This window comes from Streptomyces sp. NPDC002640 (assembly GCF_053592575.1).
In genome coordinates this window covers 163,974-180,350 of record NZ_JBSFVZ010000015.1, presented here as the reverse complement: position 1 = coordinate 180,350, position 16,377 = coordinate 163,974, and the positions used below count along the sequence as shown (strand labels likewise).

General features: G+C 70.8%; 13 protein-coding genes and 2 tRNA genes. 12 read left to right on the top strand and 3 right to left on the bottom strand.

Going from position 1 to position 16,377, the window contains the following annotated elements; genetic code table 11:
* Positions 1-100 precede the first annotated feature (100 nt).
* Complete coding sequence (locus tag ACWD3O_RS20820; protein WP_451416882.1) at positions 101-925, top strand: Fpg/Nei family DNA glycosylase; 825 nt, start codon at positions 101-103, stop codon at positions 923-925.
* A 104-nt stretch (positions 926-1,029) separates the two neighbouring features.
* Positions 1,030-2,187, top strand: a complete 1,158-nt coding sequence (locus tag ACWD3O_RS20815) for a PP2C family protein-serine/threonine phosphatase (protein ID WP_451411922.1) — start codon at positions 1,030-1,032, stop codon at positions 2,185-2,187.
* A 138-nt stretch (positions 2,188-2,325) separates the two neighbouring features.
* Here the strand turns inward: ACWD3O_RS20815 and ACWD3O_RS20810 are convergent, their stop codons facing one another.
* On the bottom strand, positions 2,326-3,456 hold the full coding sequence (locus ACWD3O_RS20810; RefSeq protein ID WP_451416881.1) for an acyltransferase family protein: 1,131 nt from the start codon (positions 3,454-3,456) through the stop codon (positions 2,326-2,328).
* A gap of 561 nt (positions 3,457-4,017) precedes the next feature.
* Here ACWD3O_RS20810 and ACWD3O_RS20805 point away from each other — a divergent pair.
* The gene (locus ACWD3O_RS20805) at positions 4,018-4,212 is read left to right on the top strand and encodes a hypothetical protein (protein ID WP_356136418.1); all 195 of its coding nucleotides are present in this window, start codon (positions 4,018-4,020) and stop codon (positions 4,210-4,212) included.
* Positions 4,213-4,289: 77 nt separating this feature from the next.
* Here the strand turns inward: ACWD3O_RS20805 and ACWD3O_RS20800 are convergent.
* A tRNA-Gly gene (locus ACWD3O_RS20800) sits at positions 4,290-4,363 on the bottom strand.
* 266 nt (positions 4,364-4,629) lie between these two features.
* Between ACWD3O_RS20800 and ACWD3O_RS20795 the strand changes: the two genes are divergently transcribed.
* The 5 genes from ACWD3O_RS20795 to clpX all read left to right on the top strand — a co-directional run bounded on the left by ACWD3O_RS20795 (position 4,630) and on the right by clpX (position 9,482).
* Positions 4,630-4,703, top strand: a tRNA-Pro gene (locus ACWD3O_RS20795).
* 202 nt (positions 4,704-4,905) lie between these two features.
* Positions 4,906-6,297: a trigger factor gene (tig, locus tag ACWD3O_RS20790; RefSeq protein ID WP_451411920.1), complete on the top strand. Its 1,392-nt coding sequence runs from the start codon at positions 4,906-4,908 to the stop codon at positions 6,295-6,297.
* Between the two features lie 361 nt (positions 6,298-6,658).
* The gene (locus ACWD3O_RS20785) at positions 6,659-7,264 is read left to right on the top strand and encodes an ATP-dependent Clp protease proteolytic subunit (RefSeq protein ID WP_356136489.1); all 606 of its coding nucleotides are present in this window, start codon (positions 6,659-6,661) and stop codon (positions 7,262-7,264) included.
* A 53-nt stretch (positions 7,265-7,317) separates the two neighbouring features.
* Positions 7,318-7,998 (top strand): ATP-dependent Clp protease proteolytic subunit, encoded by a 681-nt coding sequence (locus tag ACWD3O_RS20780; RefSeq protein WP_451411919.1) that lies wholly within the window; start codon positions 7,318-7,320, stop codon positions 7,996-7,998.
* 194 nt (positions 7,999-8,192) lie between these two features.
* Positions 8,193-9,482 carry an ATP-dependent Clp protease ATP-binding subunit ClpX gene (clpX, locus tag ACWD3O_RS20775; RefSeq protein ID WP_451411918.1) on the top strand — a complete coding sequence of 430 codons (1,290 nt, stop codon included), beginning with the start codon at positions 8,193-8,195 and terminating at the stop codon, positions 9,480-9,482.
* A gap of 69 nt (positions 9,483-9,551) precedes the next feature.
* Here clpX and ACWD3O_RS20770 read toward each other — a convergent pair whose 3' ends face one another.
* Positions 9,552-10,529 carry a hypothetical protein gene (locus tag ACWD3O_RS20770; protein WP_451416880.1) on the bottom strand — a complete coding sequence of 326 codons (978 nt, stop codon included), beginning with the start codon at positions 10,527-10,529 and terminating at the stop codon, positions 9,552-9,554.
* 133 nt (positions 10,530-10,662) lie between these two features.
* Here ACWD3O_RS20770 and ACWD3O_RS20765 point away from each other — a divergent pair, with 133 nt between their 5' ends.
* The 4 genes from ACWD3O_RS20765 to ACWD3O_RS20750 all read left to right on the top strand — a co-directional run bounded on the left by ACWD3O_RS20765 (position 10,663) and on the right by ACWD3O_RS20750 (position 16,336).
* Positions 10,663-13,290 (top strand): valine--tRNA ligase, encoded by a 2,628-nt coding sequence (locus tag ACWD3O_RS20765; RefSeq protein ID WP_451416879.1) that lies wholly within the window; start codon positions 10,663-10,665, stop codon positions 13,288-13,290.
* Positions 13,291-13,400: 110 nt separating this feature from the next.
* Positions 13,401-14,411 carry an acyltransferase family protein gene (locus ACWD3O_RS20760; RefSeq protein WP_451416878.1) on the top strand — a complete coding sequence of 337 codons (1,011 nt, stop codon included), beginning with the start codon at positions 13,401-13,403 and terminating at the stop codon, positions 14,409-14,411.
* Positions 14,412-14,464: 53 nt separating this feature from the next.
* Positions 14,465-15,985 (top strand): bifunctional tetrahydrofolate synthase/dihydrofolate synthase, encoded by a 1,521-nt coding sequence (gene folC, locus ACWD3O_RS20755; RefSeq protein WP_451411914.1) that lies wholly within the window; start codon positions 14,465-14,467, stop codon positions 15,983-15,985.
* 9 nt (positions 15,986-15,994) lie between these two features.
* Positions 15,995-16,336, top strand: coding sequence for a DUF4233 domain-containing protein (locus ACWD3O_RS20750; protein WP_451411913.1), 342 nt, complete (start codon positions 15,995-15,997; stop codon positions 16,334-16,336).
* Positions 16,337-16,377: the final 41 nt, after the last annotated feature.

Genomic DNA, 16,377 nt, shown 5'->3' with positions numbered 1-16,377 from the left:
GCGGGCGACCGCGGCCGCACCACGCCCCAGGACCCCGCCGGCCCCCGTACGACCCGTACGGGGGCCGCGCCGTGGAGCGGGGCAGAACGGAGAACGACCCGTGCCGGAAGGGCACACCATCCACCGGCTCGCCCAGGACTGCGCCGAGCGCTTCCTGCACGCCCCGGTGCGCGTCAGCAGCCCGCAGGGCAAGTTCGCCGACGGCGCCGCCCTGCTCGACGGCGCCCGGATGACCGCCGCCGAGGCGCACGGCAAGCACCTGTTCCTCCGCTTCCGGGACGCCGACTGGGTCCACATCCACCTCGGCCTGTTCGGCAAGGTCGCCTTCGGCGCCGCCCCGCCGCCCCCGCCCACCGACACCGTCCGCCTGCGCCTGCTGGGGCCCTCGGCCGTCATGGACCTGCGCGGCCCCACCGCCTGCGCGCTGATCACCCCCGGTGAGAAGCGGGCGGTGCACGACCGCCTCGGCCCCGACCCGCTCCGCCGGGACGCCGACCCGGACGCCGCCTGGCGCCGGATCTCCCGCAGCCGCACCACCGTCGCCGCCCTGCTGATGGACCAGAAGGTCGTCGCCGGCGTGGGCAACGTCTACCGCGCCGAGGTCCTCTTCCGGCACGGCGTCGACCCCTACCTGCCCGGCCGGGAGCTCACCCGCGACCGGTGGGACGCGATCTGGGCCGACCTGGTGGAGCTGATGCGCGAGGGCGTCCGGAACAACCGGATCGACACCGTGCGCCCCGAGCACACCCCCGACGCCATGGGACGCGCGCCCCGCGTCGACGACCACGGCGGCGAGGTCTACGTCTACCGCCGCACCGGCCAGGCCTGCCACGTCTGCGGCGAGGCCGTGCGCACCGCCGAACTGGCCGCCCGCAACCTGTTCTGGTGCCCCGGCTGCCAGCCCGCGAACGCGCCCGGCGCGTGAGCGGCCGCGGCACCCGGGACCTTGGGCCCGAATCGGGCCCCGGACGGGGGACAAGTGGGACCTCCCGTGCCAGGGACGGGGTCCGCTGGATAGGGTCCCAAGCGATGGCAGCAGGACGAGAGGGGCGGTCGGCCGCCGACACGTTCACGGCCCGGATGAAGAAGCAGGTCCACCGGGCCCGCATCGGCCTGCGCAAGGCCGCCGTCGACTACTTCCGCGGCGACGGTTCCGACTGGATCGCCTTCGCCGCCCTGCTGCTCACCATTCCCCTGATCGCGAGCCTGACCCTCGCCAACGCCGTCTGGTTCACCCCGGCGGCGCTGGTGCTGCCCATCGTGGTGGGCGGGCTGCTGCTGCGGCCCGCCAGCCTGCTCGCCCTCTACGCGGCCGCGGCCACCGCGCTGATCGTGGAGGCGCTGGCCCTGCGGCCCTACCCGGACGGGTTCGCCCGGGTCACACCGGGCGTCGTGCTGGTGGTGGCCGCGTGCGGCTTCGTCGGCCTGATGGTGGCCCAGTTCCGCAGCCGGGTGGGCGTGCCCTGGCGGCGCGGCGGCACCATGCTCTTCGACCTGCGCGAGCGGATCCGGGCGCAGAGCGCGCTGCCGGACCTGCCGGAGGGCTGGCACCGCGAGATGGCGCTGCGGCCGGCCGGCGGCCAGTCGTTCTCCGGGGACTTCGTGGTCGCGGCCCGCACCAACGAGGGGCGCACCCTCGAAGTGGTCCTCACCGACGTCTCCGGCAAGGGCATGGACGCCGGGTCCCGGGCGCTGCTGCTCTCCGGCGCGTTCGGCGGCCTGCTGGGCTCCCTGCCGCCGCACGACTTCCTCCCGGCGGCCAACGGCTACCTGCTCCGGCAGGACTGGGAGGAGGGCTTCGCCACCTCCATCCACCTGGTCCTCGACCTGGAGACCGGTGACTACGAGCTCTACTCGGCGGGCCACCCGCCGGGCCTCCAGCTGTCCGCCGGCACCGGCCGGTGGGAGGAGAAGACGGCCGAGGGCCCGCTGCTCGGGGTCTACGACGGCGCGTCCTTCGACCCGTGCAAGGGCTCGCTGCGCCCCGGCGACGTGCTGATGCTCTTCACCGACGGACTGGTCGAGACGGCCGAACGGGACCTGGTGGAAGGCATCGACCGCCTCACCGGCGAGGCCGACCGCTACGTGGTCGGCGGCTTCCACGGCGCCGCCTGGCACCTCATCGAGGCGGTCGCCAAGGACGTCAACGACGACCGGGCGCTGCTGCTCATCTCCCGCAGCGGCTGACCCCGCCGGGCGCCGCGCACCGGCTGACCCCGCCGGGCGCCGGGGTGCTCGGCGTTCGCCCACGACACGACCGGGGCCCCGCCGCGCGTCTCCTGCGCGGCGGGGCCCCGGTCGCGGTGCCTTCGTCGGGGTGGTGTCTCAGACGCCGGCCGGGACCTTCCCGCGGCTCTCCGCGCCCTCGGCGGGCGCGCCGGTCTTCGCGGCCCTCGCCGCGTTCTCGTCCGGGCGGAAGAAGCGGTCCAGGTCCGGTTCCAGCACGGCCTTCAGCGCCTTGCGCACCGGAGGCGTGCACAGCAGGGTCACCACGGCTCCCGCCACCACCGTGCACAGCAGGGCGCCCAGCGGCCCCTCGGCCCAGCCCTGGTCGAACCAGCCGAGCCAGATGCCGCCCTTCACCAGGAAGCCGTGCAGCAGGTAGCCGGAGATGGTGCCCGCGCCGAGCGCGGTGAACCACAGCCGCCGTCCGGGCACCCAGGCGAAGAAGCACGCCGTGAGCAGCACGGAACAGCCGAACATGCCGAGGGTCATCAGCGGGCCGATCCACCAGGCGCCGCCCAGCTCCTGGGCCGCGTCGCGGTGGTAGAACCACGCGGTCGTCATGTTGCCCTTGGCCCACCAGCCGACCACCAGCGCCGCGGCGAAGACCGGGACGGCCAGGATGCGCATCCGACGGGTGCGCACCAGCTTGAAGTGCTCCGGCTTCAGGCACAGGCCCAGCACGAAGTAGGGCAGGAACTGCAGGGCGCGCTGCATGTCGAGGTCGTTGCCGATCTTCGGCGAGACGGTCGCCAGCATCGCGATCGCCAGGGCGATCGCCAGCGGGTACCGCAGCGAGCGCCAGATCGGGGTGGTCAGCCGCCAGACGAAGAGGGCCGCGAGGAACCAGGTGAGGTACCACGGATCCAGCAGGCTGATGGGGGCGTCCGGGTCGTGGAGCCACCGCCGGAAGAAGGAGTAGGCCGTCTCGAAGACGATGTACGGGACCACCACACCGCTGATCAGGCGCTTGATCTGGTGGGGCTTGAACGCGAACGAGCGCGAGAAGTAGCCCGAGATCACGATGAACGCCGGCATGTGGAAGGCGTACACCACCATGTAGAGCACGCCCATGGTGCGGCTGCCGTCACGCAGCGGTTCCCAGACGTGTCCCAGGGCCACGAGGACGATGGCCAGGTACTTGGCGTTGTCGAAGAACGAGTCGCGCTGTCCGACCGCGGGGAGCGGTCTGCGCGGGGTTCGCTGACTGATGTGCGGCTGCGGCGCGTTCACCGGTGACCACCCCGCGGGCAGGGGCGGAAGGTCCGGATGTTCGTCGTCGCACGTGAGGGGGACGAGGCAACGTGAAACATCTGAGGCACCCTAGCGTCGGTTGTGCGAATCCGTAAAAACGCAGGGTCGGCGCAATACCGCCTCGCGACCGGATACCCCCTTATCCACCTGCGATGTCATCGACTTTTGTGACGATCGGCACAGGGGGTGGAAACGCGTCCGGCGGGAGGGGACGTCCCTTTTAGGTATCCCTATTTCCTGTCAAATGTTGACAGATCGGGCATGGTGCCCCTGGCCGTAGGGGCGTGCTGCGGGGAATCTGTGGATACGCGGAAACGAATGTGCGGGAAATATCGGCACGGCTTGTCGGGGGAATTGCCGACGTGTTCCGTCGATACCATCGGACTTTTCCCGCGAGCTTCGAACATGCACCCGGAGGGTGCCGCCGCGACCTCACCCGCCGTACGGCCGGGGAGAGTTGGGTGCGACGATGGGTTGGCCGGGGGTGGGCCGGGTACATCCCATGGCGGCAAGCGGGACCGACCGAGGGTGTGATCAGTCGTGGCCATTTCGTTGTCCGTGGTGCTTCTGCTGGGGATCGTCCTCGTCGTCCTGATCCGGGGTGGGTCCCTCAAGGCGGGGCCGGCGATCGTCGCCATGCTCTTCGGCTTCTTCCTCGCCTCGACGGGGATGGCCGACGACATCCAGAGATTCCTCGACTCCGTGGCGTCGATGATCAATTCGATAAACTTCTGAACCGCCGCCGGGCGAGGCCCGGGAAAACGCGCCGGGGCCGGTCCGGAGGGTGAACCTCCGGACCGGCCCCGGGCCGTTGGAGCGGGCGACGGGAATCGAACCCGCGTAGCTAGTTTGGAAGACTAGGGCTCTACCATTGAGCTACGCCCGCGAGGGTGCGCCGGTGGCAGGGCCACGGCGACAGAAGGCATGTTAGCGGGTCGTCGCACCCGACTGCACCTCCCTTCCGCCCGACACCCCTCTCCGCCACTCCCTCCGCCTCTTCCCGCGAGACCGCCCGGCCGGTCCCCGACTCCCGCGCGCGGGAGTGCGGCGGCCCGCGAGCGGCGGTGCGGCGGCGCGCGAACCGGCGGTGCGGCGGCGCGCGAACCGGCGGCCCCGGGGGCCTGCCGCGTGTACCCTACGGATCGCACCAGACGGGGTGTGGCGCAGCTTGGCAGCGCGTCCGCTTTGGGAGCGGAAGGCCGTGGGTTCAAATCCCGCCACCCCGACACCGACGATCACCGGGCGCCCGCTGGGGTCCGGTGATCGCCTTTTGGGTGGTGTGGCGGCTGCGGTTACTATGCAAGCGCGCCCGTGTGCAGTCAGCCGTGAAGCCTTCAGAGCCTGACGCCGAAGCCGCCCCGGTGCGCGAGTCGCCGGACCGTTCTGGTCCCGGCCAACCCAAGCAGTCAGCCACAAGGAGACCGAACCGTGAAGAGCGCCGTGGAGACCCTGAACCCGACTCGGGTTCGGCTCACTGTCGAGGTGCCCTTCGAGGAGCTCAAGGACAGCCTCGACGCGGCGTACAAGAAGATCAACCAGCAGGTCACGGTGAAGGGCTTCCGCAAGGGCAAGATCCCGGCCCGCGTCATCGACCAGCGGTTCGGCCGCGGTGCGGTTCTCGAGGAGGCGATCAACGACGCCCTCCCGAAGTTCTACACGCAGGCGGTCGACGAGGCCGAGATCGACGTCCTGGGCCAGCCCGAGGTCGACATCAAGGACCTCAAGGACGGTGAGCTGCTCAGCTTCACCGCCGAGGTGGACATCCGCCCCGAGGTCGAGCTCCCCGAGGACTTCTCGAACATCGAGGTCGAGGTCGACGCCGTCGAGGTGACGGACGAGGACCTCGACAAGTCGGTCGAGCAGCTGCGTGAGCGCTTCGCCACCACCTCCCCGGTGGAGCGCGCCGCCGAGGACGGCGACGTCGTGACCCTGGACCTCGAGGCCAAGGTCGACGGAGAGGTCCTCGAGGACGGCATCGCCAAGGACGTCAGCTACACCATCGGTTCCGGCGAGCTGCTCGACGGCATCGACGAGGCCGTCAAGGGCGTCGAGGCCGGTGGCGAGGTCACCTTCACCTCCGAGCTCAAGGGCGGCTCCGCCGCCGGCAAGCAGGCCGAGATCACCGTCAAGGTCGGCCAGGTCGCCAAGCGCGAGCTGCCCGAGCTGGACGACGAGTTCGCCCAGCTCGCCTCCGAGTTCGACACCCTCGAGGAGCTCAAGGCGGACAGCCGCAAGCGCCTCGAGAACATGAAGCAGTACGACCAGGCCACGCAGGCCCAGGAGCGCGTGCTGGACAAGCTCCTCGAGCTGATCGAGGTCCCGATCCCCGAGAAGCTGCTCGAGGACGAGATCCAGACCCGCAAGCACAACCTGGAGCACCACCAGCTCGGCCAGATGGGCCTCGACCTCGAGAAGTACCTCGAGATCCAGGGCAAGACCGCCGAGGAGTTCGACACCGAGACCCGCGAGGCCGCGGTCAAGGGCATCAAGACCCAGTTCGTCCTCGACGCCCTGGTCAACCGCGAGAAGCTGAACGTCAACCAGGAGGAGCTCACCGAGCACCTCATGCGGCGCGCGGCGTCCTCCGGCATGTCCCCCGACCAGTTCGCCCAGGCGGTCGTCCAGGGCAACCAGGTCCCGATGCTGGTCGGCGAGGTCGCCCGCGGCAAGGCGCTGGCCCTGGTCGTCGAGTCCGCCACGGTCAAGGACACCAACGGCGAGGTCGTCGACCTGAGCGACGACGAGGAGGAGGAGACCACGGAGGCCGGCGAGACCGCCGAGACCACCGAGGCCGCCGCCGAGGAGTCCAAGGAGGGCTGACCCTCCCGCTCCCCGAGCTCTCCCCGGGCCCCGGTTCCGCGCCGCCCAGCACGGAACCGGGGCCCGGCCCGTTTCCCCCGACGGCGGCACGACCGCGGCACGACGGCGGCACGACCGCGGCCCGACGGGGGAGAGGACCGTCGTCCCGGTCCCATGCGCTCACAGCGAACACCCCAGGAACCGGGATGGCACGTGACTGCCTGCGCGTTAGGGTCCATGAATACGAGGGCAGGGGAGTCCCCGTCGCCGCCGATCATCGCGGCGCGCTGCAGGGGCAAAGAGCACCACCCCCGCCCCGGCAGAACACGTGAGACGGCCCGGCGCCGTCGTAAGACGAGCAGGTGGATACGTGACGAATCTGATGCCCTCCGCCGCCGGCGAGCCTTCCATCGGTGGTGGCCTCGGCGACCAGGTCTACAACCGGCTGCTCAACGAGCGGATCATCTTCCTCGGCCAGCCGGTCGACGACGACATCGCCAACAAGATCACCGCACAGCTGCTGCTCCTTGCCGCCGACCCGGACAAGGACATCTACCTCTACATCAACAGCCCCGGCGGCTCGATCACGGCCGGCATGGCGATCTACGACACCATGCAGTACATCAAGAACGACGTGGTGACGATCGCGATGGGCCTCGCCGCCTCGATGGGCCAGTTCCTGCTGAGCGCCGGCACGCCCGGCAAGCGCTTCGCGCTGCCGAACGCCGAGATCCTGATCCACCAGCCGTCGGCCGGCCTGGCCGGTTCCGCGTCGGACATCAAGATCCACGCGGAGCGCCTGCTGCACACCAAGAAGAAGATGGCGGAGCTGACCGCCTTCCACACCGGTCAGTCGGTCGAGCAGATCACCCGCGACTCCGACCGGGACCGCTGGTTCGACGCCCAGGAGGCCAAGGACTACGGCCTCATCGACGAGGTCATCACCACGGCCGCCAACATGCCGGGCGGCGGCGGCACCGGGGCCTGATTCCCGCACCCGCACACCGGCCCTCCCCCGCCCCGCCTTCCAGGAGACAGAGAATGAACGACTTCCCCGGCAGCGGCCTGTACGACCGCACGCGCGCCGAGCTGACCGCTCCGGTCGCCGAGTCCCGTTACGTGATCCCGCGCTTCGTCGAGCGCACCTCGCAGGGCGTGCGCGAGTACGACCCGTACGCGAAGCTCTTCGAGGAGCGCGTGATCTTCCTGGGCGTCCAGATCGACGACGCCTCCGCCAACGACGTCATGGCGCAGCTGCTGTGCCTGGAGTCGATGGACCCGGACCGCGACATCTCGATCTACATCAACAGCCCCGGCGGCTCCTTCACGGCGCTCACCGCGATCTACGACACGATGCAGTTCGTGAAGCCGGACGTCCAGACCGTGTGCATGGGCCAGGCCGCCTCCGCGGCCGCCGTCCTGCTCGCGGCCGGCACGCCCGGCAAGCGCATGGCGCTCCCGAACGCCCGCGTGCTGATCCACCAGCCCTACAGCGAGACCGGGCGCGGTCAGGTCTCCGACCTGGAGATCGCCGCCAACGAGATCCTGCGGATGCGTTCGCAGCTCGAGGAGATGCTGGCCAAGCACTCCACCACCGCGATCGAGAAGATCCGTGAGGACATCGAGCGCGACAAGATCCTCACCGCCGAGGACGCGCTCCAGTACGGGCTGATCGACCAGATCATCTCGACCCGCAAGATGAACAACGCCAGCGTCCGCTGACGCCGCGATTTTCACGCCGGCGGCATGACGTCTGCCGCCCCTTGGCGGGGTTCGCCCGGATGCGTTCCGGAGCGGACCCTGCCAAGGGGGGCCCGAACGGGGGGCCAGGCAAGGTACCGTCGACATAAGGCAGCACCGTGGAGACCGGGGACGCACAGGCGTCCGTGGGCTCCCAGGCGAAGGGGAAGCACACCGTGGCACGCATCGGTGACGGCGGCGATCTGCTCAAGTGCTCGTTCTGCGGCAAGAGCCAGAAGCAGGTCAAGAAGCTCATCGCAGGCCCCGGTGTGTACATCTGCGACGAGTGCATCGATCTCTGCAACGAGATCATCGAGGAGGAGCTCGCCGAGTCGAGCGAGACCCGCTGGGAGGAGCTCCCGAAGCCGCGGGAGATCTACCAGTTCCTGGAGAGCTACGTGGTGGGCCAGGAGCCCGCCAAGAAGGCGCTCTCGGTGGCGGTGTACAACCACTACAAGCGGGTCCAGGCCGGTGAGAACGGCGGCGGCCAGGGCCGCGAGGACTCCATCGAGCTGGCCAAGTCCAACATCCTCCTGCTGGGCCCCACGGGCTCCGGCAAGACGCTCCTCGCCCAGACGCTCGCGCGGATGCTGAACGTACCGTTCGCCATCGCCGACGCGACCGCGCTGACCGAGGCCGGCTACGTCGGCGAGGACGTCGAGAACATCCTGCTGAAGCTGATCCAGGCGGCCGACTACGACGTCAAGAAGGCCGAGACGGGGATCATCTACATCGACGAGATCGACAAGGTCGCCCGCAAGAGCGAGAACCCGTCGATCACCCGCGACGTCAGCGGCGAGGGCGTCCAGCAGGCCCTGCTGAAGATCCTCGAGGGCACCACCGCCTCGGTGCCGCCGCAGGGCGGGCGCAAGCACCCGCACCAGGAGTTCATCCAGATCGACACGACGAACGTCCTGTTCATCGTGGGCGGCGCCTTCGCCGGGCTGGAGAAGATCATCGAGTCCCGGGCCGGCGCCAAGGGCATCGGCTTCGGCGCGACCATCCACTCCAAGCGGGAGCTGTCCGCCAAGGACCAGTTCGAGGACGTCATGCCCGAGGACCTGGTCAAGTTCGGGATGATCCCCGAGTTCATCGGCCGCCTGCCGGTGATCACCTCGGTGCACAACCTGGACCGCGAGGCGCTGCTGCAGATCCTGGTCGAGCCGAAGAACGCGCTGGTGAAGCAGTACCAGCGGCTGTTCGAACTCGACGGCGTCGAGCTGGACTTCGAGCGCGAGGCGCTGGAGGCCATCGCCGACCAGGCCATCCTCCGCCAGACCGGCGCGCGCGGACTGCGCGCCATCATGGAGGAGGTCCTGATGTCGGTGATGTACGAGGTGCCGTCCCGCACGGACGTCGGCCGCGTCGTCATCACCGCAGACGTGGTCCACTCCAACGTCAACCCCACCCTGATCCCGCGCGACGCGCGCGGCGGCCGGGGCGGCGGCGAGCAGAAGTCGGCCTAGCCGCAGTACCGTTCACGCGCAGGGGCCCCGGTCACGTCGACCGGGGCCCCTGCGCGTGCGTGGCGGCCGTCAGGCCTTGACGCGCACCTCGGCGCGGAGCTTGCTCGTCAGGTCGGACGCGGACTTCAGGTCGACGCCCTTGCCGCTCATCATGTCGGACAGGTTGATCGGGATGACCACGCCCAGGGTGGAGCGGTCGGCCCAGATGCAGGTCGCCATGTGGACCTCGGCGGGCTGTCCGGCGGTGGTGTCGTCGGGCTTCGCCACGATCTCCTGGCACTTCAGCACCACCTTGTCGGTGGTGAAGTCCTGCGGGGAGCCGACGGTCTCGCCGTCCTCCTTGGAGGCGTTCTTCTTCATCTCGTCGAACATGCCGTCGACGACGCTCTCCGGGTCCTCGATCTCGCCGTAGACACCCATGAACTGGAGCATCTTGAGGGCCATCGGGTCGCTCTGGTCACCGGCCTGGTACATGGCCTGGACGTCCTTGGCGTTGTTGACGCCGTGCTTCTCGGCGTCCTTCAGGTCCTCCTCGGTGAAGCCGCCGCTGTTGCCGGCCGCGCCGGTCTCCGCCTTCTTGTAGTCGCCGAGGACCGTCGCGGGCGTGGTCAGCTTGTGCGGGCCGTCGTCGGCGACCGAGGCGCCGCCGCCACCGCCGATGAGGAAGTAGGCGCCCACCGCGATCGCGACCACCACGGCCGCGCCGCCGATGATCAGGCCCGTCTTCCTGCCGCCGCCACCGCCGCCGGGCGCGCCCTGCGGGGGCATGCCGTACGGCGGCTGGCCGGGCTGGCCCGGCTGCTGGCCGTACGGGCCCGCCTGCGGCGGGACGCCGGGCTGCTGCGGGTATCCGTAACCGGGCTGCGGCTGGCCCTGGGTCTGCTGCGGGTAGCCGTATCCGGGCTGCGGCTGCTGCGGGGCGCCGTACGGGCCGGGCTGCTGGCCGCCGGGCTGGCCGTAGGGGCCAGGCTGCTGAGCCCCCGGCTGTCCGTAGGGCCCGGGCTGCTGGGGCTGCTGGCCGTACGGGCCCGGCTGGTTGTAACTCATGGCTGGTTTCCCTCCCTGATGCTGTCCCGCGCCATCCTTCCCTACGGCGGCCCCGGCGTGCGCCCCCGGGCGCAGACCGTTACCTAGTAATCGCGTTTCGGAACAGGATGGCGACACCCCTAAAATGACCGGCGTGACCGAGAACTCTCAGCAGCCCACAGCGCCCGAAACCGAACTGCCGACCCAGTACACGCCGGCCGACGTGGAGGGACCGCTGTACGAGCGCTGGGTAGAACGCGGTTACTTCGAGGCGGACGCGGAGAGCGACAAGGAACCCTTCACCGTCGTCATCCCCCCGCCGAACGTCACCGGCTCGCTCCACCTGGGGCACGCCTTCGAGCACACGCTGATCGACTCCCTGACCCGCCGCAAGCGGATGCAGGGCTACGAGACGCTGTGGCAGCCGGGCATGGACCACGCCGGCATCGCGACCCAGAACGTCGTCGAGCGCGAGCTCGGCAAGGAGGGCAAGTCCCGCCACGACCTGGGCCGCGAGGCGTTCGTCGAGCGCGTCTGGCAGTGGAAGGCCGAGTCCGGCGGCCAGATCTCCGGCCAGATGCGCCGCCTCGGCGACGGCGTCGCCTGGTCGCGCGAGCGCTTCACGATGGACGAGGGCCTGTCCCAGGCCGTCCAGACCATCTTCAAGAAGCTCTTCGACGACGAGCTGATCTACCGCGCCGAGCGCATCATCAACTGGTGCCCGCGCTGCCTGACCGCGATCTCCGACATCGAGGTCGAGTACCAGGACGACGACGGCGAGCTCGTCTCCATGAAGTACGGCGAGGGCGAGGACACCATCGTCGTCGCCACCACCCGCGCCGAGACGATGCTGGGCGACACCGCGGTCGCCGTCCACCCGGACGACGAGCGGTACCGGCACCTGGTCGGCAAGCAGATCAAGCTGCCGCTGACCGACCGCACCATCCCCGTCGTCGCCGACGCGCACGTCGACCCGGAGTTCGGCACCGGCGCGGTCAAGGTCACCCCGGCCCACGACCCGAACGACTTCGAGATCGGCCAGCGGCACGACCTGCCGTCCATCGCCGTGATGGACGAGCACGCCGTCATCACCGTCCACGGTCCCTTCCAGGGCCTGGACCGCCTCGAGGCCCGCTCCGCCATCGTCGCCGCGCTGCGCGCCGAGGGCCGGATCGTCGCCGAGAAGCGCCCCTACACCCACTCCGTCGGCCACTGCTCCCGGTGCAAGACCACCATCGAGCCCCGGCTGTCCATGCAGTGGTGGGTCAAGGTCGGCCCGCTCGCCCAGGCCGCCGGCGACGCGGTCCGCGACGGCAAGGTCAAGATCCACCCGCAGGAGATGGAGAAGCGGTACTTCGACTGGGTCGACAACCTCCACGACTGGTGCATCTCGCGCCAGCTCTGGTGGGGTCACCGCATCCCGGTCTGGTACGGCCCGAACGGCGAGACGGTCTGCGTCGGCCCCGACGAGCAGCCGCCGGGCACCGAGGCGGAGGGCTGGCGCCAGGACAGCGACGTCCTCGACACCTGGTTCTCCTCCGGCCTGTGGCCGTTCTCCACGCTGGGCTGGCCCGGGGAGACCGAGAGCCTCGCGAAGTTCTACCCGAACTCCGTGCTGGTCACCGGCTACGACATCCTCTTCTTCTGGGTCGCCCGGATGATGATGTTCGGCCTCTACGCGATGGACGGCACCCCGCCGTTCCACACCATCGTGCTGCACGGCATGGTCCGTGACCAGAACGGCAAGAAGATGTCGAAGTCCTTCGGGAACGTCGTCAACCCGCTGGACTGGATGGACAAGTACGGCTCCGACGCGCTGCGCTTCACCCTGGCGCGCGGCGCCAACCCCGGCGTCGACGTGCCCATCGGCGAGGACTGGGTCCAGGCGGCCCGCAACTTCGCCAACAAGATCTGGAACGCCACCCGGTTCGCCCTGATGAACGGCGCGACCGTCGAGGGCCCGCTGCCGGACGCCGCCGAACTGTCGGCGACCGACCGCTGGATCCTCTCCCGGCTCAACTCGGTGGTCGCCGAGGTCGACGCCTTCTACGAGGACTACCAGTTCTCCAAGCTGTCCGAGACGCTCTACCACTTCGCGTGGGACGAGGTCTTCGACTGGTACGTCGAGCTGTCGAAGACGACGTTCATGGCGGGCGGCCCGGCCGCCGAGGCGAGCAAGCGCGTCCTCGGCGAGGTCCTGGACGTCACGCTGCGGCTGCTGCACCCGATCATGCCGTTCGTCACCGAGACGCTGTGGACCACGCTGACCGGCGGCGAGTCCGTCGTCGTCGCCGACTGGCCCTCGGACAGCGGCTTCCGCGACGCCGGCGCCGAGCGGGAGATCGCCACCCTCCAGTCGGTGATCACCGAGGTCCGCCGCTTCCGCAGCGACCAGGGCCTGCAGCCTGGCCAGCGCGTCCCGGCCCGCCTCACCCTGGGCGGCACGGCGCTCGCCCCGCACGAGCCGGCCATCCGCCAGCTGCTGCGCCTCCAGCCGGAGGGCGAGGGCTTCTCCGCCACCGCCAGCCTGCCGGTGGCCGGGGCGACGGTCGAGCTGGACCTGTCCGGCGCCATCGACTTCGAGGCCGAGCGCAAGCGGCTCTCCAAGGACCTCGCCGCCGCCGAGAAGGAGAAGGCGCAGGCCAACGGCAAGCTGGGCAACGAGGCCTTCCTCGGCAAGGCCCCGGAGCCGGTCGTGGAGAAGATCCGCGCCCGCCTCGCCAAGGCCGAGGAGGACATCGCGCGGATCACCGAGCAGCTCCAGAAGCTGCCCTCCGCGTAATCGTCCGGTCGTTCGACGCCTCACACCGCGAGCCGCTCCTCCCCAGGGGCGGCTCGCGGCGTTCACGTCGTCGTGGGGTGCGCGTCATCCGCGGGTTGTTGGGTGCGGGCATGACCGTGAGCACCCCCCTGCCCTGCGCCGCCGCACCGGTCCGCGAGCGGCGGCACGACGTCGACCTGCTCCGGGTGGTGTGCACGGCGGCCGTGGTGCTGTGCCACACCGCCGCCGTCTTCGTCGACGCCGGCCACCGCACGACGGGCCACGCCGCCGACGCCCTCACCCGTTTCGCGGTGCCCGCCTTCTTCGCCATGGCCGGCTGGGCGGCGCTGGCGGCCTCCCCGGTGCGCGGCGAGGGACAGCTGCTGCGGCGGGCCGACCGGATCGTGCGGCCGATGGCCCTGTGGACCCTGTTCTACGTTGCCTGGCGGGGGACGCCCGAGGACGCCGCCGCGGCGCTGTTCGGCTCGGTCGAGGCGGCGTTCCACCTCTGGTACCTGTACGTCTACGTGCCGCTGCTGCTGGCGCTGGGCGCCGTGGTGCTGCTGGTGCGGGACCGGGGCCGCACGGTGCCCTGGTGGACGCTGGGCCTGCTCGCGGTGTGCGCCTTCGGCGGGGCCGCCCGCGCCGACCTGGGGGCGCCGACCGGGCTGGACCTGCCGAGCTGGGAGTGGGGGCTGTCGCTCTACCCGCTCGGGTACGCGCTGCTGGGCGCCGGACTCCTGGGCGCCGCCCGCGGCCTCGGCCCGCGTTGGCCCTGGGCGGTCGCCACCGCGGGCTGCCTGGCCGCGCTCACCGGGTACCAGCTCGGCTTCCGGTTCCCCGCCGCGTACGCCTCGCTCCCCGTGGCGGCGCTCACCTTCGCGGTCCTCGGCGCCTTCCGGGGCGTGCGGGTGCCCCGCCGGTGGCGGGGGCCCGTGGAACGGCTCTCCGATGCCTCCTTCGGTGCCTACCTGGTCCACCTGGCCCCGGTGACGGCGCTGTCCGCCCTGCTCGCCGACCGGGTCCCGCACGGCGGCCCGGCGCTCCTCGCCATGGCCGCGGTCGCGGTCGTGTCCACGGCGGTCTCCTTCGCCCTGGCGCACCTGTGGGGCCGGCTGCGGCTGCGTGCCTGGCTGGGCTGAACCGCGCCCGGCCCGGGACGAACCGTGCCGTACCAGGAACGTAGACTGGGCGCGTGAGTGAGCTCCCCCCGGACGACAGCAGCGAGGGTCCCGACCCGCTGGACGCCTTCGAAGAGATCATCGCGGAGGAGACGGACCGCGATCCCGATCTCGCCGTGATCGAGGCCGGCAGCCGCACCCTGCGCACCCAGGGCGGCCCGCCCGGCGCGGACGTGCCGTCCCGTCCCGAGGACCCGGAGGTCGACAGGGCGCTCCGCGAGGTGGAGGCGGAACTCGCCTCCCGCTGGGGCGAGACCAAGCTGGAGCCCTCCGTCAGCCGCATCGCCGCGCTGATGGACGTCCTCGGCGACCCGCAGCGCTCCTACCCGTCGATCCACATCACGGGCACCAACGGCAAGACCTCCACCGCCCGCATGATCGAGGCGCTGCTCGGCGCCTTCGACCTGCGCACCGGCCGCTACACCAGCCCGCACGTGCAGTCCGTCACCGAGCGGATCAGCCTGGACGGGCATCCGATCGACGCCGAGCGGTTCGTCGAGACCTACCGGGACATCAAGCCGTACGTCGACATGGTCGACACCGCGCAGGAGTACCGGCTCTCCTTCTTCGAGGTCCTCACCGGCATGGCCTACGCGGCCTTCGCCGACGCGCCCGTGGACGTGGCCGTCGTCGAGGTCGGCATGGGCGGCACCTGGGACGCCACCAACGTCATCGACGCCGACGTCGCCGTGATCACCCCCATCGACCTGGACCACACCGACCGCCTCGGCTCCACCACGGGCGAGATCGCCACCGAGAAGTCCGGGATCATCAAGGACGACGCCACGGTCGTGCTCGCCCAGCAGCCGGTGGACGCCGCGCAGGTCGTGCTGAAGACCTCCGTGCGGAAGAACGCCACGGTGGCCCGCGAGGGCCTGGAGTTCGGCGTGCTGTCGCGGCAGGTCGCGGTCGGCGGCCAGATGATGACGCTGCGCGGCCTGGGCGGCGAGTACGAGGAGGTCTACCTCCCGCTGCACGGCGCCCACCAGGCGCACAACGCGGCGGTCGCGCTGGCGGCGGTCGAGGCGTTCTTCGGCGTCGGCGGGGCGCGCTCCGGCCCGCTCGACATCGAGACGGTGCGGCGGGCGTTCGCCTCGGTGTCCTCGCCGGGGCGGATGGAGGTCGTGCGGCGCTCGCCCACGGTCGTCCTGGACGCCGCGCACAACCCGGCCGGCGCGCGGGTCACCGCCGAGGCGGTCGGCGAGGCCTTCGACTTCAGCCGCCTGATCGGCGTGGTCGGCGCGAGCGGCGACAAGAACGTGCGAGGGCTGCTGGAGGCGTTCGAGCCGATCTTCGCGGAGGTCGTCGTCACGCAGAACTCCAGCCACCGGGCGATGGACGCGGACGAGCTGGCCGCGATCGCCGTGGAGGTGTTCGGGGACGAGCGGGTCCAGGTCGAGCCGCGGCTCCCGGACGCGCTGGAGGCCGCGATCACGCTGGCCGAGGAGGAGGGCGAGTTCGCCGGCGGCGGCGTGCTGGTCACCGGTTCTGTCATCACGGTCGGCGAGGCCCGGCTGCTTCTCAGGAAGGGCTGAGGATTTTCCGTGCGTACGCTCTGCGCTTCGACGCTCATCGGCGAGTTCTTCGTCATCGCCTTCGCCGGGCTGGTCGCCATGAAGGACCCGGACCTGTCCATGACGACGGTGTGGACGGTGTGCGGGATCGGCATGCTGCTGTCCGTGCTGCTGTGCGGGGTCATCACCCGGCCGGGCGGGGTGGTGCTGGGCTGGATCCTCCAGGCCGCGCTGATCGCCTCGGGCTTCGTGGTGCCGATGATGTTCGGACTCGGGGTCGCCTTCGCGGCGCTGTGGTGGGCCTCCGTCCACTACGGCCGCAAGATCGACGCCGCCAAGGCGTCCCGGGCGGCGGCCACCACCACCGCCTGACCGATCTGACCGACCTGACCGCGTGACGCCGCCCCTCGGTT